The 20,425-nt window shown below is 62.8% G+C and carries 15 protein-coding genes; 11 read left to right on the plus strand and 4 right to left on the minus strand.

Going from position 1 to position 20,425, the window contains the following annotated elements; all coding sequences use genetic code 11:
- Positions 1-430 precede the first annotated feature (430 nt).
- The 6 genes from ACE3PP_RS13580 (at position 431) to ACE3PP_RS13605 (ending at position 6,178) form a co-directional block, all read left to right on the plus strand.
- The gene (locus ACE3PP_RS13580; protein ID WP_374383158.1) at positions 431-1,744 is read left to right on the plus strand and encodes a sugar ABC transporter substrate-binding protein; all 1,314 of its coding nucleotides are present in this window, start codon (positions 431-433) and stop codon (positions 1,742-1,744) included.
- A gap of 117 nt (positions 1,745-1,861) precedes the next feature.
- The gene (locus tag ACE3PP_RS13585; protein ID WP_374383160.1) at positions 1,862-2,734 is read left to right on the plus strand and encodes a carbohydrate ABC transporter permease; all 873 of its coding nucleotides are present in this window, start codon (positions 1,862-1,864) and stop codon (positions 2,732-2,734) included.
- Between the two features lie 2 nt (positions 2,735-2,736).
- Positions 2,737-3,567, plus strand: coding sequence for a carbohydrate ABC transporter permease (locus ACE3PP_RS13590; protein ID WP_374383162.1), 831 nt, complete (start codon positions 2,737-2,739; stop codon positions 3,565-3,567).
- Positions 3,568-3,591: 24 nt separating this feature from the next.
- Positions 3,592-4,593: an ABC transporter ATP-binding protein gene (locus tag ACE3PP_RS13595; RefSeq protein WP_374383164.1), complete on the plus strand. Its 1,002-nt coding sequence runs from the start codon at positions 3,592-3,594 to the stop codon at positions 4,591-4,593.
- Complete coding sequence (locus ACE3PP_RS13600; RefSeq protein WP_374383166.1) at positions 4,593-5,363, plus strand: L-iditol 2-dehydrogenase; 771 nt, start codon at positions 4,593-4,595, stop codon at positions 5,361-5,363. Before ACE3PP_RS13595 ends, ACE3PP_RS13600 begins: the two co-directional genes overlap by 1 nt.
- A 41-nt stretch (positions 5,364-5,404) precedes the next feature.
- Positions 5,405-6,178, plus strand: a complete 774-nt coding sequence (locus ACE3PP_RS13605; protein WP_374383169.1) for an SDR family NAD(P)-dependent oxidoreductase — start codon at positions 5,405-5,407, stop codon at positions 6,176-6,178.
- Positions 6,179-6,326: 148 nt separating this feature from the next.
- On the opposite strand, the gene ACE3PP_RS13610 is transcribed toward ACE3PP_RS13605, so the two are convergent.
- The 3 genes from ACE3PP_RS13610 to ACE3PP_RS13620 form a co-directional block, all read right to left on the minus strand.
- Positions 6,327-9,494: an efflux RND transporter permease subunit gene (locus ACE3PP_RS13610; protein ID WP_374383171.1), complete on the minus strand. Its 3,168-nt coding sequence runs from the start codon at positions 9,492-9,494 to the stop codon at positions 6,327-6,329.
- Between the two features lie 12 nt (positions 9,495-9,506).
- A complete protein-coding gene (locus ACE3PP_RS13615) occupies positions 9,507-10,694 on the minus strand; it encodes an efflux RND transporter periplasmic adaptor subunit (protein WP_374383173.1) in 1,188 nt (395 codons plus the stop codon).
- A gap of 124 nt (positions 10,695-10,818) precedes the next feature.
- Complete coding sequence (locus ACE3PP_RS13620) at positions 10,819-11,736, minus strand: LysR family transcriptional regulator (protein WP_374383175.1); 918 nt, start codon at positions 11,734-11,736, stop codon at positions 10,819-10,821.
- A gap of 191 nt (positions 11,737-11,927) precedes the next feature.
- On the opposite strand from ACE3PP_RS13620, the gene ACE3PP_RS13625 reads away from it, so the two are divergent.
- From ACE3PP_RS13625 to ACE3PP_RS13645, 5 genes are all read left to right on the plus strand, one after another.
- Positions 11,928-12,947 (plus strand): zinc-dependent alcohol dehydrogenase family protein, encoded by a 1,020-nt coding sequence (locus ACE3PP_RS13625; protein WP_374383177.1) that lies wholly within the window; start codon positions 11,928-11,930, stop codon positions 12,945-12,947.
- Positions 12,948-13,028: 81 nt separating this feature from the next.
- Positions 13,029-13,535, plus strand: coding sequence for a DUF1993 family protein (locus tag ACE3PP_RS13630; protein ID WP_374383179.1), 507 nt, complete (start codon positions 13,029-13,031; stop codon positions 13,533-13,535).
- 113 nt (positions 13,536-13,648) lie between these two features.
- Entirely contained in the window at positions 13,649-14,920 is a 1,272-nt protein-coding gene (locus ACE3PP_RS13635; RefSeq protein WP_374383181.1) for an efflux RND transporter periplasmic adaptor subunit, read from the plus strand.
- A 12-nt stretch (positions 14,921-14,932) separates the two neighbouring features.
- Positions 14,933-18,121, plus strand: a complete 3,189-nt coding sequence (locus tag ACE3PP_RS13640) for an efflux RND transporter permease subunit (RefSeq protein ID WP_374383183.1) — start codon at positions 14,933-14,935, stop codon at positions 18,119-18,121.
- Between the two features lie 123 nt (positions 18,122-18,244).
- Positions 18,245-19,249: a lipid A deacylase LpxR family protein gene (locus ACE3PP_RS13645; RefSeq protein ID WP_374383185.1), complete on the plus strand. Its 1,005-nt coding sequence runs from the start codon at positions 18,245-18,247 to the stop codon at positions 19,247-19,249.
- A gap of 3 nt (positions 19,250-19,252) precedes the next feature.
- Here ACE3PP_RS13645 and ACE3PP_RS13650 read toward each other — a convergent pair whose 3' ends face one another.
- Positions 19,253-20,263: a LacI family DNA-binding transcriptional regulator gene (locus tag ACE3PP_RS13650; protein ID WP_374383215.1), complete on the minus strand. Its 1,011-nt coding sequence runs from the start codon at positions 20,261-20,263 to the stop codon at positions 19,253-19,255.
- Between the last annotated feature and the right edge of the window lie 162 nt (positions 20,264-20,425).

Raw genomic sequence — 20,425 nt, forward strand, 5'->3', positions numbered from 1 at the left:
CGATGCGGTGACCGGGTTCCCCTCCTGGATGGCAGGAAGCCATCCACGTCACAGCCGGCAACGTCACGGCTGCCAAAGCTGCCCGAGCGGGTCCGGATGGGGAGAGTGAAGAGAAGAGAGAAGTTGGTGAGGGCCGTCGCTTACCCCCTCTCCCTAACCCTCTCCCACGTAGGGGAGAGGGGACTAGAGCGAGCCTGTCGCGACCGCCACAATCAACTCGCTCGGACTCCCTCCCCCCAACGTGGGGGAGGGTTGGGGAGAGGGGGCGCGAAGCGAGCGGGGGGTGTCGGCGCAAGCCAAGGTGCGCGCGCCAGCCACCATTCCCTTGCTGCAACGCAGAATCGAATCTGCATTGACTCAAATCCCACCTGATGTGAGCGTATGCTCAATATCGGAGCATATGCTCACGATAGGCTCTGGGAGGAAAACAATGAACAAGCTTGTGGTCGGCCTCTTGGGGGCCGCATCGATCTTTGCTACCAGCACCGCCTTTGCCGAAACGACCCTGACCATCGCCACCGTCAACAATGGCGACATGATCCGCATGCAGGGCCTCACCGAGGAATTCACCAAGGCCAACCCCGACATCGCGGTGAAGTGGGTGACCTTGGAAGAGAACGTGCTGCGCCAGAAGGTGACGACCGACATCGCCACCAAGGGCGGTCAGTTCGACGTCCTCACCATCGGCACCTATGAAGTGCCGATCTGGGCCGCCAAGGAATGGCTGGTGCCGCTCGACAATCTGGGCGCCGATTACGACGTCGACGATCTCCTCCCCAAAATCCGCGCGGCCTTGTCCTACGACGGCAAGCTCTATGCGGCGCCGTTCTACGGCGAAAGCTCGATGGTCATGTACCGCACCGACCTCATGGAGAAGGCGGGGCTGAAGATGCCCGATGCGCCCACCTGGGATTTCATCGTCGATGCGGCCAAGAAGATGACCGACAAATCGACCGAGACCTACGGCATCTGTCTGCGCGGCAAGGCCGGCTGGGGCGAGAACATGGCCTTCTTGACCGCCATGTCGAATTCGTTCGGTGCCCGCTGGTTCGATGAAAAGTGGCATCCGCAGTTCGACAGCGCCGAATGGAAGGACACGCTCACGACCTATGTGGACCTCATGAAGGAAGCCGGCCCTCCGGGCGCCAGCTCCAACGGCTTCAACGAGAACCTCGCTTTGTTCAACGCCGGCAAGTGCGGCATGTGGATTGACGCCACGGTCGCCGCTTCCTTCGTGACCAACCCGAAGGATTCCAAGGTCGCGGACAAGGTCGGCTTCGCGCTCGCCCCCAACAAGGGCCTGGGCAAGAACGCCAACTGGCTCTGGGCCTGGAGCCTCGCGGTTCCCGCCGGTTCGCAGAAGGTCGAAGCGGCCGAGAAGTTCGTCGCCTGGGCCACCAGCAAGGGCTACACCGAACTCGTCGCCTCGAAGGAAGGCTGGGCCAACGTGCCCCCGGGGACCCGCACCTCGCTCTATGAGAACCCGGAATATCTCAAGGCCGCACCCTTCGCGAAACCGACGATCGACTCGATCAACTCGGCCGATCCCGATCATCCGACGGTGAAGCCGGTGCCCTATGTCGGCGTCCAGTACGCCGCCATCCCTGAATTCCAGGGCCTCGGCACCACGGTCGGCCAGCAATTCTCGGCGGCCCTTGCCGGCAGCATGAGCGTCGATGACGCGCTTGCCGCCGCCCAGTCCGCGGTCGAGCGTGAAATGACCCGCGCCGGTTACATCAAGTAAGCCCAAGCCCTCTCGGGTGGCGGCCGGACACTCCCTGTTCCGGCCGCCACCCGACCTTTTCTTCCGCGTCGTCCTTTCCCGCGCGTCGCCATTCGGACGGCGCCACCGGAGGTCTCGATGGCCACGCAACAGACCAAGACCGTTGCCCGCCTGCTGCTCTCGCCGGCCGTGGCCCTGCTGCTTTTCTGGATGATCGTCCCCCTCGCGATGACGATCTATTTCTCGACGCTCAACTACAATCTCTTGAACCCGGGCATGGAGACCTTCGTCTGGTTCGAGAATTTCTATTACTTCGTGACCGACCCCGCTTTCCTCGCCTCGGTCCGCAACACGCTCGTGCTGGTGGGCTCGGTGCTGGCCATTACCATCGTGCTCGGCACCCTCATCGCCCTGCTGCTCGACCAGGACATGTTCGGGCAGGGGATCGTGCGCCTGATGGTGATCGCCCCCTTCTTCGTCATGCCGACGGTGAGCGCGCTGGTGTGGAAGAATTTGCTGATGCACCCGGTCTCGGGGCTCTTCGCGTGGCTCTTCGGCCTGGTCGGGTTGACGCCCATCGACTGGTTCACCGACATGCCGCTCTTCTCGGTCATTCTGATCGTCGCCTGGCAATGGCTCCCTTTCGCGGCGCTCATTCTCCTCACAGCACTCCAATCCCTCGACGAGGAACAGAAGGAAGCAGCCTTGATGGACGGGGCGGGCCCCTTGTCGGTCTTCTTCTACATCACGCTGCCGCATCTCGCGCGCCCGATCACGGTGGTCATCCTCATCGAAACGATCTTCCTCCTCACCGTCTTTGCCGAGATCTTCGTCACCACCGGCGGCGGTCCCGGCACGCAGACCACGAACCTCGCCTTCCTCATCTATTCAAAGGCGCTGCTGCAATATGACGTGGGCGGCGCCTCGGCCGGCGGTCTCATCGCCGTGATGCTCGCCAATATCGTCGCCTTCTTCCTGGTCCGCATCGTCGGCCACAATCTGGAGGCATGACGATGGCACAGCGCGTTACCCAGGGCCGCAAGATCGCCAACACCATCGCCGCCTGGGCGGTCGGCTTCATCATCTTTTTCCCGATCCTGTGGATGGTGCTGGCAAGCTTCAAGACCGAGCTTGAAGCCTTCGCCATGCCGCCCAGTTTCCTGTTTTTCGACAGGACGACCGAGAATTACGGCATCGTGCAGGAACGCAGCGACTATCTGCATCACGCGATGAACTCGATCATCATCGCTGGCGGCTCGACCTTGATCGCCCTTCTCATCGCCATTCCCGCTGCCTGGTCGATGGCCTTCGCGCCCAGCCATCGGACGAAGGACATCCTGCTCTGGATGCTCTCCACCAAGATGATGCCATCGGTGGGCGTGCTGGTGCCGGTCTATCTCATCTTCCGCGATTTCGGACTCCTCGATTCGCGAGCCGGTCTCGTCTTCATCCTCTGTCTCGGCAATCTGCCGATCGTCATCTGGATGCTGTTCACCTATTTCAAGGAGATTCCCAAGGACATCCTTGAGGCCGCGCGCATGGATGGCGCCACCACGGCCAAGGAACTGATCTATGTGCTGACCCCGATGGCAATCCCGGGGCTCGCCTCGACCCTGCTCCTCAATTTCATCCTGGCCTGGAACGAGGCCTTCTGGACCTTGAATTTGACGACGTCGGAAGCGGCGCCGCTCACCACCTTCATCGCTTCCTATTCCAGCCCGGAAGGGCTCTTCTGGGCCAAGCTCTCGGCGGCCTCGACGCTTGCCATTGCGCCGATCCTGATCCTCGGCTGGTTCAGTCAGAAGCAACTGGTGCGCGGCCTCACCTTCGGTGCCGTGAAATGAAAATAGAATCGACGGGGAACTGACATGGGCAGCATCACCCTTCAAGGGGTCCGCAAATCCTTCGGCGCCCATGACATCATCAAGGGCGCCGACCTGGAAATCAAAGACGGATCCTTCGTCGTCTTCGTCGGTCCCTCGGGCTGCGGCAAGACCACATTGTTGCGCATGATCGCGGGGCTCGAGGATGTGTCCGGCGGCGCCATCATGATCGACGGCACCAATGTCGTCGACGTGCCGCCGGCAAAGCGCGGCCTCTCGATGGTGTTCCAATCCTACGCGCTCTATCCGCATATGTCGGTGCGCGGCAACATTGCGTTCGGCCTCAAGATGGCGGGCCAACCCCAGGCTGAGATCGACCGCAAGGTCGAGGCGGCGGCGGCGATTCTCAATCTCACCAATTATCTGGAGAGGAAGCCCCGCGAGCTATCCGGTGGCCAGCGCCAGCGCGTCGCCATCGGCCGCGCCATCGTGCGCGAGCCCAAGGCGTTCCTGTTCGACGAACCGCTCTCCAATCTCGATGCGGCCTTGCGCGTGCAGATGCGCCTGGAACTGACACGGCTCCAACGCCAATTGGGCACCACGGCGATCTATGTGACGCACGATCAGGTCGAAGCCATGACGATGGCCGACCAGATCGTGGTCTTGAGTGCCGGCAAGATCGAACAATCCGGTTCCCCGCTCGAACTCTATGAACGCCCGAACAATCTCTTCGTGGCCGGCTTCATCGGCTCGCCCAAGATGAACTTCATCGCCGGTCGTCTGGCGGAAGAGAAGGGCGCCAAGACCATCGGCATCCGTCCGGAACATCTTGCCGTCAACAAGCAGGGCCAGGGCTGGGTCGGCACGGTGGCGGTCGCGGAACATCTCGGCGCCGATACTTTCCTTTATGTCGACGTGCCGGAGATCGGCACGCTCACCGCCCGCTGCCCCGGCGAGACGCCGGTCAAGGTCGGCGACAATGTCGGTCTCGTCCCCGATGCGCAGCGCCTCCACCGCTTCGATGCCGATGGAAAGGCGATCCGCTGATGAAGCTTGCCGGCAAAGTCGCCGTCGTGACGGGTGGTGCCCGCGGGATCGGTGCCGCGATGGTCGAAGCCTATGTCGCCGAAGGAGCCACCGTCGCCATCGCCGATCTCGCGCGCGATGACGGCGAGGCGCTGGCACGGAAGCTGGGGCCGAAGGCCTTCTTTGTGACGCTCGATGTGACCAAGCGGGACTCCATCGATGCGATGGTCACGAGTGTCGTCGCCAAGGCGGGGCGGATCGACATCCTGGTCAACAATGCCGCCGTCTTCGACTTGGCGCCCATCGTCGAGGTCACGGAAAAGAGCTGGGACCTCCTCTTCGCCGTCAATGTGAAGGGCCTCTTCTTCACGTTGCAGGCCGTGGCGAAGCAGATGATCGCGCAAGGGCAGGGTGGCAAGATCATCAACATGGCAAGCCAGGCCGGCCGGCGCGGCGAAGCCTTGGTATCCGCCTATTGCGCCACCAAGGCCGCGGTCATCAGCCTCACCCAATCGACGGGGCTCGACCTCATCAAGCACCGGATCAACGTGAACGGCATCGCGCCCGGCGTGGTCGACACGCCCATGTGGGCCGAGGTCGATGCCTTGTTCGCGAAATATGAACAGAGACCGCTCGGTGAAAAGAAGCGGCTTGTCGGGGAAGCCGTGCCGTTCGGCCGCATGGGAAGACCGGAGGACCATACCGGCGCCGCCGTGTTCCTTGCCTCGGCCGACGCGGACTATGTCGTCGCCCAGACGCTCAACGTCGATGGCGGCAATTGGATGAGCTGAGCCCCGCGCGGCCAGCTCCGTTAGCATCAGAGAGAAGCATTATGTACCTCAACAAATTCAAACTCGACAATCGCGTGGCCCTGGTGACCGGCGGTGGCCGTGCCATCGGCCTCGCCTGCGTCGAGGCTCTCGCCGAAGCCGGCGCCAAGGTGATCATCGCCGATCATGACATGAAGGTGGCGGCCGAAGGCCAGGCGGCGATGAAGGCCAAGGGCTATGATGTCGATGTGGTCGCGATGGACGTCACCAAGACCGATCAGGTCAACAAGGTGGCCGATGATATGGTGAAGAAGTTCGGCAAGGTCGACATCCTGGTCAACAATGCCGGCATCGCCCGTTCGGAAACCCCGGCCGAAACCGTCACCGACGAACATTGGCTCAATGTCATCGACGTCAATCTCAATGGCACCTTCTGGTGCTGCCGCGCTTTCGGCAATCACATGCTGAAGGCGAAGTCGGGCAACATCATCAATATCGGCTCCATGTCCGGCTTCATCGTCAACAAGCCCCAGGAGCAGGCCTTCTACAATGCGTCCAAGGCGGGCGTGCATCACCTCACCAAGTCGCTGGCGGCCGAATGGGGGACGCGCGGCATCCGGGTGAATGCCGTGGCACCCACCTATATCAACACGCCTTTGAATGCCTTCGTGAAATCGAAGCCCGCCATGTACGATGCCTGGATCGGCGGCACGCCGATGGCGCGTCTTGGCGAGGTCGAGGAGATCGCCTCGGTCGTCCTCTTCCTCGCCGGCGATGCGGCGAGCCTCATGACCGGCAGCGTCGTCGTGGTCGATGGTGGGTATACGTGTTGGTGATGCCTGCACGCTGAGAACCACCACCCCAACCCCTCCCCCTGAAGGGAGAGGGGCTCTAGTTCTCGCTTGAACGATCGAACTCGCTCAGGAACCCTCTCCCTTCAGGGGGAGGGCGGGGTGGGGGCTAAGCGATGATGCCTGCCAACCTTCACTCCGCCGGCTGATGCGTGACGACGTGCGGCCGGCGCCACTCGCCGATCTTTCGGATCAGCGAGTAGAAGACCGGCGTCAGCAGCAGGCCGAAGAAGGTGACGCCAAGCATGCCGGAGAAGACGGCGACACCCATCGCGTGACGCATCTCGGCACCGGCACCGGTCGACGTGACCAGCGGCACGACACCCATGATGAACGCGATCGACGTCATCAGGATCGGCCGCAGTCGCAGTTTGCAAGCTTCCAAAACAGCCGCCAGGCGATCCATGCCTTCCTGCTGCTTGTCCTTGGCGAACTCGACGATGAGGATGGCGTTCTTGCACGCCAAACCCACCAGCACGATGAGGCCGATCTGGGTGAAGATATTGTTGTCGCCACCCGTCCAGATGACACCGGCGATGGCCGAGACCAGGGTCATCGGCACGATCAGGATCACCGCCAGCGGCAGGCCCCAGCTTTCGTACTGCGCCGCCAACACCAGGAAGGCAAGCAGCACGCAGAGCGGGAACACGAAGAGGGCGGTGTTGCCGGCGAGGATCTGCTGGTAGGTGAGCTCCGTCCATTCATAGGTCATGCCGTTGGGCAGTTCCTGCGCCAGCAGCTTCTCCATCGCTGCCTGCGCCTGGCCTGACGAGAAGCCGGGTGCCGGCGCGCCGTTGATCTCGGCGGTGGCGAAGCCGTTATAGTGGCTGACGCGGTCGGGACCGGCGGCATCCTTGACCTTCACGAAAGTCGACAGCGGCACCATCTCGCCTTCGTCGTTGCGCACCTTCAACTGGCCGATCTGTTCCGGCTCCAGCCGGTACTGCTGATCGGCCTGGACGTTGACCTGGAAGGTCCGGCCGAAGCGGTTGAAGTCGTTGACATAGAGCGAGCCCAGATAGGCCTGCAACGTGTCGAAGATATCGCTGATGGCGACACCATGCGTCTTCGCCTTTTCACGGTCGATGTCGGCATCGATCTGCGGCACGTTGATCTGGTAGGAAGAGAAGAGACCGGCAAGCTCCGGCACTTCCCGCGCCTTTGCCAGGATATTCTGCGTCTCCTTATAAAGCTCCTCATAGCCCAGCTGTGCGCGGTCCTCGATCTGTACGCGGAAGCCGCCGATGGTCCCCAAGCCCTGCACCGGAGGCGGCGGGAAGATGGCGATGAAGGCGTCCTGGATCGACGCGAACTCGCCGTTCAAGGCACCGGCGATGGCACCGGCCGAGAGCGAGGGATCGCGCCGTTCCTCGAACGGCTTCAGCGAGACGAAGACGATGCCGCTGTTGGGGCTGTTGGTGAAGCCGTTGATCGAAAGGCCGGGGAAGGCCACGGTGTCGAGCACGCCCGGATATTTGAGGGCGATGTCCGACATCTTCTTGATCACCGATTCGGTGCGGTCGAGGCTGGCGGCATCCGGCAGCTGGGCGAAAGCCACCAGATATTGCTTGTCCTGCTGCGGCACGAAGCCGGTCGGCGTGTTGGCAAAGCCGGTCCAGCCTGCTGCCACAAGACCCACGTAGACGAAGAGGGCGACGGCCGAGCCGCGCAGCACGCGGCGCACCACGCCGACATAGCCGAAGCTCATCTTCTCGAACACATAGTTGAAGGGCCGGAACAGCCAGCGCCCGAAGATGAAGTCGAGGAGGCGCGAGAAGCCGTCCTTCTTCTCGCCATGCGCCTTCAGGAGGAAGGCCGACAGAGCGGGCGAGAGGGTCAGCGAGTTGAAGGCCGAAATCACCGTTGAGATGGCGATGGTCAGCGCGAACTGCCGGTAGAACTGGCCGGTAAGGCCGGAGATGAAGGCCGTCGGCACGAAGACCGCGCACAGCACCAGGGCGGTGGCGATGATCGGGCCGGTCACTTCCCTCATGGCGCGCTTGGTCGCCTCGACGGGCTTTAGCCCCAGCTCGATGTTGCGTTCGACATTCTCGACGACGACGATGGCGTCATCGACGACGATGCCGATCGCCAGCACCAGCCCGAACAGCGACAAGGCGTTGAGGGAGAAGCCGAAGAAGTGCATCACCGCGAAGGTGCCGATGAGCGACACCGGCACGGCCGCCAGCGGAATGATCGAGGCGCGCCAGGTCTGCAGGAACAGCACGACGACCAGCACGACCAGGGCGATGGCTTCAAGGAGGGTGTGGACGACCGCCTCGATCGAGCCGCGCACGAAGATGGTGGGATCGTAGACGATCGAATAGTCCACACCTTCCGGGAACTTCTGCTTCAACTCCGCCATCTTGGCGCGGACGGCATCGGACAAGGCGATGGCGTTGGAGCCGGGACGCTGGAAGACCGGGATGGCGATCGCCGGCTTGTTGTTGAGGAGCGAGCGCAGCGCGTACTGATTCGAGCCCAGCTCGACGCGGGCGATGTCGCGCAGACGCGTGATCTCGCCATTCTCGCCGACATGGATGACGATGTTCTCGAACTCTTCCTCGGTGACGAGGCGCCCTTGCGTGTTGATCGACAGCTGGAACGAGGTATCGGTGGGCGAGGGCGGTGCGCCGAGCTGGCCGGCGGCCACCTGGCGGTTTTGTTCGCGGATGGCGCGCACCACATCGGTCGCAGTGAGGCCGCGCGTCGCGACCTTGTTCGGGTCGAGCCAGACGCGCAGCGAATATTCACCAAGGCCGAAGAGTTGCACGTCGCCGACACCGTCGAGGCGCGAGAGCTCGTCCTTCACATTGAGGAGCGCGTAGTTCGACAGATAGAGCATGTCATAGCGGTTGTCCGGTGACAGCAGGTGCACGACCATGGTGAGATCGGGCGAAGCCTTGTCGACCGTGATGCCGATGCGCTGCACTTCCTCCGGTAGCTTGGGCAAGGTGCGGGTCACGCGGTTCTGCACCTGCACCTGCGCGGTGTCGAGATCGGTCCCGAGGGCCAGGGTAACGGTCAGCGTCATCTTGCCGTCGGCGGTCGATTGCGAGGACATGTAGAGCATGTTCTCGACACCGTTGATGGCCTGCTCGAGCGGGGCCGCGACGGTTTCGCCGATCACCTTCGGGTTGGCGCCGGGGAACTGGGCGCGCACGACGACGGTGGGCGGCACCACTTCCGGATATTCGCTGATCGGCAGCTGGAACAGCGAGATGGCGCCGCCGATCAGGATGATCAGTGACAGCACTGCCGCAAAGATCGGCCGCTGGATGAAGAATTGCGAGAAGTTCATGGGAGAAATTCCTCAGTTCGCGGCAGCGGCCTGGCTGTCACCCGCGGCCGTGCCGAAGGTGGAGAGAGTCTTCTCGTCCGCCATCTCGACATCCTGCGCTTGGACCGGCATGCCGGGCCGCACGCGCTGCAGGCCGTTGACGACGATCTTCTCGCCGCCCTTCAACCCGCTGCGCACGATGCGCAGGCCGTCCATCTTCGGGCCCACTTCGATGCTGCGGTAGGCGACCTTGTTGTCCTTGTCGAGGACGAGGACGAACTTCTTGCCGAGGTCCGTACCGATGGCGGCATCGTCGATGAGGCTGGCGACGTAGTTGGCGGAACCGACCAGCTTCAGGCGCACATAGAGGCCCGGCGTATAGATGCCGTCTTTGTTGTCGAAGACGGCGCGGCCGCGCATCGTGCCGGTCTTGGGGTTCACCTGATTGTCGAGAAAGTCGAGCCGGCCTTCATGCGGATGGCCGTCTTCGTTGCTGAGGCCCATAAGAACCGGTGTGGCCTCGGCGATGGCACCACTGCGCGTCAGATCCTCATACTTCAGGTAGACGCTCTCATCGATATCGAAATAGGCATAGACCTTGTCGGTCGAGACGACGCTGGTCAGGCGGCTGTCATCGGCGCGCACCAGATTGCCGATGGTGAGCTCGGCACGGCTGACGCGCCCGTCGATCGGCGAACGCACTTCGGTAAAGCCAAGGTTGAGTCGGGCGATATCGAGCTGCGCCTGGGTGGCGCCGACGATCGCGCGAGCTTCCGCCGCCGTGCTGTTGCGGGCATCGGCTTCTTCCGCGCCGATGACCTTGCCGGCCCGCAGCGCCTCGCCACGCTTGGCTTCGTTCTGGGCCCGGTCGAGATTGGCGCGGGCCTGGGCGAGTTGTGCCTCGAGCCGCTTTACTTCCGCCGCGAAGGGACGAGGGTCGATCTGCACCAGGAGATCGCCCTTCTTCACCATCGCCCCTTCTTCAAAGGCGATGCGGTCGATATAGCCCGAGACTCGGGCGCGGATGACAACCGATTCAGGCGCCTCCAGGCGCCCGGTCACCTCTTCCCATTCATTGACCGGGTGTTCGATGACGGCGGCCACGCTGACCTGGGGCAGGGGGCGTTCCTGGATGCTCGCCTGCGGCTTGTCGCAGGCGGCCAGGGCGAGGGCCGCCAACAGACCCACCACAACGTAACCGGACTTCGAAGGGAATTGCATGACCTGATGCTCCGACGGACAGATTCCAATATCGGGGCAATGTGCGGAACGGTTGCTGCGGGCGCGAATAGAACGGGGTGAAGATGAATATCGATGGAAGTGATGGGATCAGGAAAGCGTTGGCTCAGGCCGACAATTCCTCATCGCCGACGAACATGGCGATGCGCGAACGCAGCCATTTTTCAGCCGGATCATTGTCCTGGGCACCGCGCCAGGCCATCGACAGGCTGCCGCCCGGCAGCTCGACGGGATGATCCTCGACCCGCAATCCGCCAAAGGAAGCAAGGTGTTGGGCGGCATAGTCCGGAACGGTCGTAAGGATATCGGTGCCCGCAATCAACGCGCCGAGACCGTTGAACTGCGGGACGGCCAGCACGACCTTCCGCGACCGCCCGATCTTCGCCAAGGCGTCATCGACATAGCCATTGAGATCGCCGGCGAAGGAAACGATGGCGTGGGGCCTGGCGCAATATTCATCGAGCGTCAGGCGGCCCGGCGCCGTATCGGCACGCAGCAGCTTGCCGCGCACGCGGCGCACCGCCTTCTTCTTGGCATTGGCCGGCAACTCGTCGAGATAGGAGACGGCGACCGATATCTCGCCGGAGGACAACATGCCGGGGGCGAGCAGATAATTGACCCGCCGCACCACCAGGACGACGCCCGGTGCCTCGGTGCGGATGCGGCGCAGGAATTGCGGCAGCAGGGCGAACTCGACATCGTCGGAAAGGCCGATGCGGAACACATTGGTGGCGGTGGCCGGGTCGAAATCCTGCGAGGCGCTGAGGGCCGTCGAGATCGAATCGAGCGCCGGGGTCAGCATGGCGAAGATCTCGAAGGCGCGCGCCGTCGGCTCCATCGTGCGGCCGGTCCGGACGAAGAGCTCGTCATTGAAAAGGGTGCGCAGACGCACCAGCGCCGCGCTGATCGCGGGCTGGCCCAGGAACAGTTTCTCGGCGGTTTTGGTCACGCTGCGCTCGTGCATCAGCGTTTCAAAGACCACCAGCAGATTGAAGTCGATGCGCCGAAGATCGTTTCGGTTCATGGGATTGTCATACTTTGCGCTGCGGCATAATGGCTGTCCGGCGCGGTTCTGCCAATATTGTTATCAGAATCGGGCATGACCACTATCGACCGCGATGAATAGTTATGGCTCTCTGTCCGCATTAGATATGGGCTGCATCATAGTGCCGGGGCCTGGCGAGACGCCGGCTTCGACCTGATCGAGGTTTGAATATGTCGCGAATGATCCGCTTCCACCAATTCGGTGAAGCAGACGTCCTGCAGATGGAAGATGTGCCGACGCCGAAACCGGGGCCGGGCGAGATTCTCATCCGGTCTGAGGCGATCGGCGTCAGTTGGGAAGATGTCCTGTGGCGCCAGAATCTGGCGTCGGAGCCGGCGGTGCTGCCGGCCGGCATCGGATCGGAAGTCGCTGGCATTGTGACCGAGGTCGGCGAAGGGGTGGGGGACCTTGAGATAGGCGCCAGGGTGGCGACCTTCAAGGCGCACACGCCCAACCGCTATCCCGCCTATGGCGATCATGTCGTCATGCCGCGCGAGGCGGTGACGACCTATCCCGCCAGCAATGCCTTCACGGCGGCCGAGGCGTGCGTCCATTACACACCGCTCCTCTCGGCTTATTTCGCGCTGGCCAATCTTGCTCATCTCAAATCCGGCCAGAATGTGCTTGTGACGGAAGCTGGGCGCTGCATCGGCGGCGCCATGGTGCAGATGGCCAAGGCGCTCGGGGCCCATGTCGTCGCCGCGACGAAGAATGCCGAGCCGCACGATCTGCTGCTTAAACTCGGTGCCGACAAGGTCGTCCTCACCGAGGAGCAGGATCTGTCGCTGGCCGTCGGCAGCTTCACCCATACCAAGGGGGTCGAGGTCGTGGTCGACGGGTGCGGCGGCAATCAGATGGCGCTTCTGGGCGATGTTGCGGCACCCTGCGGCAAGCTGATCCTCTATGGTCTCGACGGCGGCAATGGGGCGGCCTTTCCGGCCTGGGCGGCATTTCGCAAGCATCTGCAGTTCCATCGCTTCTCCCTCAACGATTTCACGGGGCATGCCGAGCTCGGTATCGAGCCCAACCGGCCGGCGGTGGCGGCAGCCTTGACGGAGATCAACGAGATGACCGCGAAGGGCCTGCTGCGGCCGATCATTTCACGCAAGTTCCCCTTCACCGAGTTCGTCGCCGCCCATCGTTACATGGAGGCGTTTCCCTTTCTCGGTCGCGTGGTCCTGGAAATATAGGCGGCTTGAGGGAAATTCCCTCGCCTGATCCTCGCCGATTCTTAGCCGATCCTCCAATTCAACATTGAAAGCAGTCCGATCATGAGCCTGTCGATTTATCGCGCGTCGATCCCGGTGCTGGTGCGGGGCCTGAAGAACCTTTCGCATCTTCTCACCAAGGGCGAGGCCTATGCCGCCGCCAAGGGGCTTCCGGCAAGCGCGCTCATCGAGGCGAGCCTTGCCCCCGACATGTACAATCTGGCGCGGCAGGTCCAGCTGGCTTCGGACAGCGCCAAGGGCTGCGGCGCGCGGCTTGCCGGCATCGAGAATCCCAGCTTCGCCGATACGGAAACGACTTTCGCCGACTTGCAGGCGCGGATCGAGAAGACGGTCGCCTTCCTGCAATCGATCACGGAGGCGCAGCTCGACGGCGCCGACACGCGCCAGGTGACGATGAAGCTGCGCAGCGGCGAGAAGCATTTTGTCGGCGCGGACTATCTATTCAATTTCGTCCTGCCGAACTTCTACTTCCATGTCACCACGGCCTACGACATCCTGCGCCACAAGGGCGTGGAGCTCGGCAAGCCCGACTATCTCGGTGCTTACTGACGTCAGTACCCGTATCCAATTTGTGGTCTTGGATCTTTCTTGCTGCAGTGCATTGACGGTGTGCCCTGCTGCCTGAAATGATGGTCCCATCGATAGCGATGGCGGGGGACCGGATGTCTGATCCAGGCGATGCACCCAACCCGGTAAGCGAGGCGCCGACTCCACCCGCGCCCCATCCCCACCCGCCGCGCCAGCATCACGCGCGCTGGTTGGTCGGCATGTTTCTGGTCGGTGCCGTCGTCTTTGCCGGTGGCTATTGGTATTTCCAGCATTATCAGGGCAGCGTCACGGCAAGCGCCGCAACGGCCGCCGCCCCGGCAACACCACCCGCGGTCACGGTAGCGAAGCCGCTGCGGAAGGAAATCACCGAGTGGGACGAGTTCACCGGTCAGTTCGCGGCCGTGGACGAGGTCGATATTCGCGCCCGGGTCAGCGGCTATCTGGAATCGATTCACTTCACCGACGGCCAGATCGTCAAACAGGACGATCTGCTGTTCGTCATCGACCCGCGCCCGTTTGAAATTTCGCTGACTTCGGCGCAGGCGGCGCTCAATTCCGCGAAGGCCCGCGTCGACCTCGCCAAGCAGCAATTGGCGCGCGCAGATCAGTTGAAGAAAAGCGACTTCGTCTCGCAAAGCACCTACGATCAACGCCTGCAGGAAATGCTGTCGGCCTCGTCCGATGCCGAAGTGGCGAACGCGGCCATCGCTTCTGCCAAGCTCAATCTCAGCTTCACCCAGGTGAAGGCACCCCTCGCCGGGCGCATCGGCGACCATGAGGTGAGTATCGGCAATCTGGTGACCGGCGGCGAGAGCGGCAGTACGACGCGGCTTACCACCATCGTCTCGCTCGATCCGATCCACTTCAATTTCGACATGAGCGAGGCCGATTTCCTGGCCTATCAACGCGCGGCGGCGAGCGGCAAGCTGGGCTCCACCCGCGATGACGGAATCGAGGTCTCCGCGCATCTGGTTGACGAGTCGGATTGGCCGCTCAAGGGCCGGCTGGACTTCGTCAACAACCAGGTCGACCGCACCACCGGCATCATTCGCGCCCGCGCCGTCTTTCCGAACCCCGATCTTCTCATCACGCCGGGTCAGTTCGGCCGCATCCGCATCCCCGGCTCCGAGCCCTATCAGGCGATCATGATCCCCGACGAGGCGATCCTCTCCGACCAATCGCAGAAGATCGTCTTCACGGTCGGTGCCGAGGGCGTGGTGAAGCCGGCGGTGATCCGGCCCGGACCGCTGGTCGAAGGCTTGCGCATCGTGCGCGAGGGATTGACCGGCGATGAAGACATCATCATCGACGGATTGCTGCGCGCCCGGCCCGGCGCCAAGGTGACGCCCGCCCCGGGCGAGATCAAAGCCCGGCCAGAGCCGTAAGGGGCGCCGGCCATGCGCTTCTCGCACTTCTTCATCGACCGGCCGATTTTCGCAACGGTGCTGTCGGTCTTCATCACGCTGGTGGGGGCCGTCGCCTATGTGGCGCTGCCGGTCGCGCAATATCCCGAAATCGCGCCGCCGACGATCGAGGTGCGCGCGACCTATCCCGGCGCCTCGGCCGAAGTCATCTCGAACACGGTGGCGACACCGCTGGAGCAGGAGGTGAACGGCGTCGAGAACATGCTCTATATGTCGTCCCAGGCAACCGGCGACGGCAATCTGGTGCTGACCGTCACCTTCAAGCTCGGCACCAATCTCGATATTGCGCAGGTGCTGGTGCAGAACCGCGTCTCGGCCGCCGAACCGCGCCTGCCTGAGGAAGTGCGGCGCATCGGCGTCACGGTGCGCAAGAATTCGCCGGACCTGATGATGGTCATCCACCTGACTTCGCCCGACAGGTCGCGCGACCAGCTTTACATGTCGAACTATGCGACCTTGCAGATCAAGGATGTGCTGGCGCGCCTCGACGGTGTTGGCGACGTGCGTATCTTCGGCGCCCGCGACTATTCCATGCGCGTCTGGCTGGACCCGGAGAAAATCGCGGCGCGCAACCTCACCGCCAGCGAGGTGGTGACGGCGCTGCAGAACCAGAATGTCCAGGTGGCGGCCGGTGTGCTCAACCAGCCGCCGGTGCCGGTGCCCGGCGCCTTCCAGCTCAGCATCGAAACGCTGGGACGCCTTTCCGACCCGCGCCAGTTCGGCAATATCGTGGTGAAGTCGGAACCCAACGGCGCCATCACGCGCATCCGCGATATCGGCAGCGTCGAGATCGGCGCGCTCGATTACGGCACCAACTCCTATCTCGACGATCATCAGGCGGTGGCGCTGCTCATCTTCCAGCGGCCAGGCTCCAACGCGCTTGCCACCGCGGAGACGGTGATCAAGACGATGGACCGGCTGGCGGCGGCTTTTCCCACGGGTCTCACGCACAGCATCGTCTACAACCCGACCGAGTTCATCGCCGAATCCGTCCATGAGGTGATCAAGACGATCTACGAGGCGGTGATCCTGGTGGTCTTCGTCGTCATCCTGTTCCTGCAAAGCTGGCGCGCCTCGGTCATCCCCATCGTCGCCATTCCCGTTTCACTGGTTGGCACCTTCATCGTGCTGGCGGCGATGGGCTATTCGCTCAACAATCTGTCGCTGTTCGGCCTCGTGCTGGCGGTCGGTATCGTGGTCGACGATGCCATCGTCGTCGTCGAGAATGTCGAGCGCAATCTTCGCTTAGGCCTCAGCCCGCGCGACGCCACCAAGCGGACGATGGATGAAGTGGGTGGCGCCCTTGTCGCCATCGCCCTGGTGCTGGCGGCGGTCTTCGTGCCGTCGGCCTTCATCACTGGCATTTCCGGCCAGTTCTTCCGGCAGTTCGCGGTGACGATCACGACGGCGACGCTGATTTCCTGCTTCGTCTCGCTGACGCTGAGCCCGGCGTTGTGCGCGGTGCTGTTCAAGCCGCACGATCATCATCCGCCGCGCGGGAACATCCTCACCCGCGCGATCCGCAGTTTCTTCGGTGGCTTCAACTTCGTCTTCGACCGTCTGTCCGGCGGCTATGGCGGCTTGACGCGGCGACTGGTGCGCCTTGCCGCCCTGATGCTGGTGGTCTATGTCGGGCTCATCGCCTTGACCGGCTGGCAATTCAACCGGGCGCCCACGGGTTTCATCCCGCAGCAGGACCAGGGCTATCTCATCACCGTGCTGCAATTGCCGCCGGGATCCTCGCTCGATCGAACCGACAAGCTGGTGCGGCAGGCAGCCAAGATCATCATGGGAACCGAGGGCGTCGCGCACGCCGTGCAATTCGCGGGCTTCGACGGTGCCACCTTCACTAACGCGCCCAATGCCGGTGCGATCTTCGTGCCGATGAAGCCCTTTGCCGAGCGCGCCGCCAAGGGTCTCAGCGCCGAAGTGATGATGCATAAATTGCAACAGAACCTCGCCAGCGTCGAAGGCGCCTTCATCATCGTCATCGCCCCGCCGCCGGTGCGCGGCATCGGCAATGCCGGCGGCTACAAGATGATGCTGCAGGACCAGCGCGGACGCGGCTTGCATGCGCTGGAAGATGCCATGCATGCCGTGATCAATGCCGCCAATCAGACCGAGGGGCTGGTCGGCGTATTCTCATTGTTCAATACGCGGACGCCCAAGATCTATGCCGATATCGACCGCGCCAAGGCGGAAATGCTGGGCGTTTCGGCCGATCAGGTGTTCAAGACGCTGGAAGTCTATGTCGGGTCTGCTTTCGTCAACGAGTTCAACTATCTGGGTCGTACCTACCGCGTCACCGCGCAGGCCGACGGTACTTTCCGCCAGAACCTGCACGACATCGCCAATTTGAAGACGCGCAACGCAGCTGGCGACATGGTGCCGCTCGGCGCCGTGGCCACCTTCAAGGACATGACCGGCGCCTATCGTGTGCCGCGCTACAATCTCTTCCCGGCGGTCGAGGTGCAGGGCAACACGGCGCCGGGCTATTCGGCGAGCTATGGTCTCGCGGCGATGGAGAAGATCGCCGCCGAGAATCTGCCTGACGGTTTCGGCTTCGAATGGACCGAGCTGGCCTATCAGCAGAAACTGGCCGGCAACACGGGTCTCATCGTCTTTGCGGCTGCCGTCGTCTTCGTCTTCCTGGTGCTGGCGGCGCAGTATGAAAGCTGGTCGCTGCCGCTCTCGGTCGTGCTCATCGTGCCGATGTGCCTGCTGGCCGCGGTTTCGGGTCTGTTGGTGAGCCATATCGAGGTCAACATCCTGGCCCAGGTGGGCTTCGTCGTGCTGATCGGCCTTGCTGCCAAGAACGCCATCCTCATCGTCGAGTTCGCGAAGCAAGCGGAGGAAGACGGAAGCGATCGGTTTGCCGCAGCGACCGAAGCGGCACAGGCGCGTCTCAGGCCGATCTTGATGACATCCTTTGCCTTCATCCTGGGCGTGTTGCCGCTGGTGCTGGCGAAGGGTGCCGGTGCTGAAATGCGCCAGTCGCTGGGCACGGCCGTCTTCTTTGGGATGATCGGGGTCACCTTCTTCGGCCTCATTTTCACGCCGGCCTTCTATGTGGTGGTACGGAAGTTCGCCAAGAAGAATCCCGGCTTCGACGCCAAGCCCTTGGCTGAATCGCCGCATGGGAATGCAGCCACCACACATTGATTTGACTTGCTTTCCGGGTCTGTCGCGGCTTTTTTCGGAACTTGCCCGATCCTGTGGGGTTGGGCTTGCCGAAACCGTCGAGTTTTTCCCCTTATCCCCAATCAATTATCCCCGACCAAGGCCATGCACAGAACGACGATTGCCGCCGCGATTCTTTTCTTCACAGCGTTGCCAGCCCTGGGCGACGATTCCGGGCGCGTGACGCTGACCGAAGAAAATGATTCGATCGTCTTTCCGACCGACCGCTATTACACGCAAGGTTTCGAGTTCGTCTATCTGGGGCCGGATGTCCAGCCCGAGAGCCTGTGGGCGGCGCCCTTCTCGGGTCTTGCCGGCATCGGCCTGTTCGGCAGCGGCGCCGAGGTGTCGCGGCGCTATCAGGTGATCTTCGGGCAGAGCATTTTTACGCCCGACGATACCGGCGCCGAGGATCCGGACCCGGACGACCGGCCCTATGCCGGCTGGGCCTATGGCGGCTTGAGCTTCGTCCAGGACACGGACCGCCGCCGGCTCGACAATGTGGAACTGCTGGTCGGCATCGTCGGTCCGGCGGCGCAGGGGCGCCCGACGCAGAACGATTGGCACCAGTTCATCGGCGTCGATACCGCCAATGGCTGGGATCGCCAGATCCACAACGAGCCCGGCATCATGCTGACCTACGAGCGGAAGTATCGTTTCATCCAGCCGATCGCCGGCGGCTTTGCCGTCGATGCCATTCCGGAAGCCGGTGTGACGCTGGGCAATGTCATGACCTATGGCGAGGTTGGCACGATGCTGCGCTTCGGGCGCAATCTTGAAGCCGATTACGGGCCGAGCCGCATCCGTCCGTCGCTGTCCGGCACCAGCTATTTCAATGCCGATTATCTGGAAGACCCGTTCGGCTTCTATGTCTATGTGGGCGCCCAGGGCCGTGCGGTCGCGCAGAACATCTTTCTCGACGGCAATAGCTGGCGCGAGAGCCGCAGCGTGGACAAGGAGCATTTCGTCGGCGATCTGACCGGCGGCGTCGCCTTTTTCTGGTCGAACAATGTGAAGCTCGATGCCGGCTTCACCTATCGCACAGAGGAGTTCGAAGGCCAGGACGGCGACGTCAAGTTCGCCAACGTCAATCTGACCGTCGGGTTTTAACGCTCAGCGCTTCACGCTGCCGCGCAGCTCGATCTTGAAGCCGACATCGATGCGGTCGGCTGGCGGGCGTTCGCCGGATTCGATGATCCTGCGCACGATCTCGGCCGCCATCTGCCCCATTTCATAGCGCGGTGTCGACACGGTGGCGAGCGGCGGATGGGCGTAGGCCGTGAACTCCAGATTGTTGAAGCCGATGATCGACATGTCGTCCGGCACCTTGATGCCGCGCCGCTGACATTCGAACAGGGCACCCAGGGCGAGGAGATCGTCGCAGCAGAAAACCGCGTCCGGCCGCTGTCTCTTGTCAATCAGTTCACCGAGGAGCTGACTGCCGGCAAGGACGCTGGTCTGCTGGGGTGTCGTGGCGCGCAGGCTTTCGTCATAGCGGCCAGCCTCGCGCATGGCGCGCGCATAGCCGTCGAGGCGCGCGCGGGCACGGGCATCGAGCCTGGAAGCAATGACGGCGATGCGCTGGTGCTTCAATGCGATGAGCGCCTTGGTCGCCTCGTAGGCGGCCTGCGTCTGGTCGAGGCCGAGATTGATGTCGATCGGCTGGTCGGTCAGCTGGAAGGTCTGGACGACCGGAACGCCGGCACTTTCAAGGAGGCGTCGCGCATGGGCCGATTGATCGACGCCGACGATGATGATCGCTTCCGGATGCTGGCCGAGCAGGGTGGCGATGGCCTTTTCTTCCTCCGCTTCCGAATAGCGGGTCGAAAGGATGAGCACCTGGTAGCCCGCCGGCAGTAGATTGTCGTGCAGCGCGTTGATGTAGTCCGCGAAGACGCCGTTGGTGAGCGACGAGACGATGACGCCGATCGTGTGCGTGCGGTTGGAGGCGAGGCGGCTCGCCGCCACATCGGGCACATAGGCAAGCTCGCGCACGGCCGCATCGATGCGCTCGCGCAACTTGGCCGAAACCATGTCGGGCCGGCGCAAAGCGCGGGAGACGGTGACGGCACTGACCCCCGCCAGATTGGCGACGTCCGCCAGTGTGCTGCGTTTCTTGCGAATGGAACCCTCCCCTCGACCGGGACGGTTGGAGTGTCGACTCGGTCCGTCCTCGAAAGACGCAAACTAGAGCCTTGCCCGAAGATCAGGCAATCGGGCCAATTGACAGCGCTGTCATTTCGCATTATGCATGGGATCGCCGGTACGGACCAGGAAAATCAGGCG

Origin of the sequence: Dongia sp., from assembly GCF_041910485.1 — a bacterium.
Taxonomy (GTDB): Bacteria; Pseudomonadota; Alphaproteobacteria; order Dongiales; family Dongiaceae; genus Dongia.

Coding starts and splice junctions, on each gene's coding strand:
- ACE3PP_RS13580 (WP_374383158.1), top strand. CDS start 431: ATGAACAAGCTTGTGGTCGGCCTCTTGGGGGCCGCATCGATCTTTGCT.
- ACE3PP_RS13585 (WP_374383160.1), top strand. CDS start 1,862: ATGGCCACGCAACAGACCAAGACCGTTGCCCGCCTGCTGCTCTCGCCG.
- ACE3PP_RS13590 (WP_374383162.1), top strand. CDS start 2,737: ATGGCACAGCGCGTTACCCAGGGCCGCAAGATCGCCAACACCATCGCC.
- ACE3PP_RS13595 (WP_374383164.1), top strand. CDS start 3,592: ATGGGCAGCATCACCCTTCAAGGGGTCCGCAAATCCTTCGGCGCCCAT.
- ACE3PP_RS13600 (WP_374383166.1), top strand. CDS start 4,593: ATGAAGCTTGCCGGCAAAGTCGCCGTCGTGACGGGTGGTGCCCGCGGG.
- ACE3PP_RS13605 (WP_374383169.1), top strand. CDS start 5,405: ATGTACCTCAACAAATTCAAACTCGACAATCGCGTGGCCCTGGTGACC.
- ACE3PP_RS13610 (WP_374383171.1), bottom strand. CDS start 9,494: ATGAACTTCTCGCAATTCTTCATCCAGCGGCCGATCTTTGCGGCAGTG.
- ACE3PP_RS13615 (WP_374383173.1), bottom strand. CDS start 10,694: ATGCAATTCCCTTCGAAGTCCGGTTACGTTGTGGTGGGTCTGTTGGCG.
- ACE3PP_RS13620 (WP_374383175.1), bottom strand. CDS start 11,736: ATGAACCGAAACGATCTTCGGCGCATCGACTTCAATCTGCTGGTGGTC.
- ACE3PP_RS13625 (WP_374383177.1), top strand. CDS start 11,928: ATGTCGCGAATGATCCGCTTCCACCAATTCGGTGAAGCAGACGTCCTG.
- ACE3PP_RS13630 (WP_374383179.1), top strand. CDS start 13,029: ATGAGCCTGTCGATTTATCGCGCGTCGATCCCGGTGCTGGTGCGGGGC.
- ACE3PP_RS13635 (WP_374383181.1), top strand. CDS start 13,649: ATGTCTGATCCAGGCGATGCACCCAACCCGGTAAGCGAGGCGCCGACT.
- ACE3PP_RS13640 (WP_374383183.1), top strand. CDS start 14,933: ATGCGCTTCTCGCACTTCTTCATCGACCGGCCGATTTTCGCAACGGTG.
- ACE3PP_RS13645 (WP_374383185.1), top strand. CDS start 18,245: ATGCACAGAACGACGATTGCCGCCGCGATTCTTTTCTTCACAGCGTTG.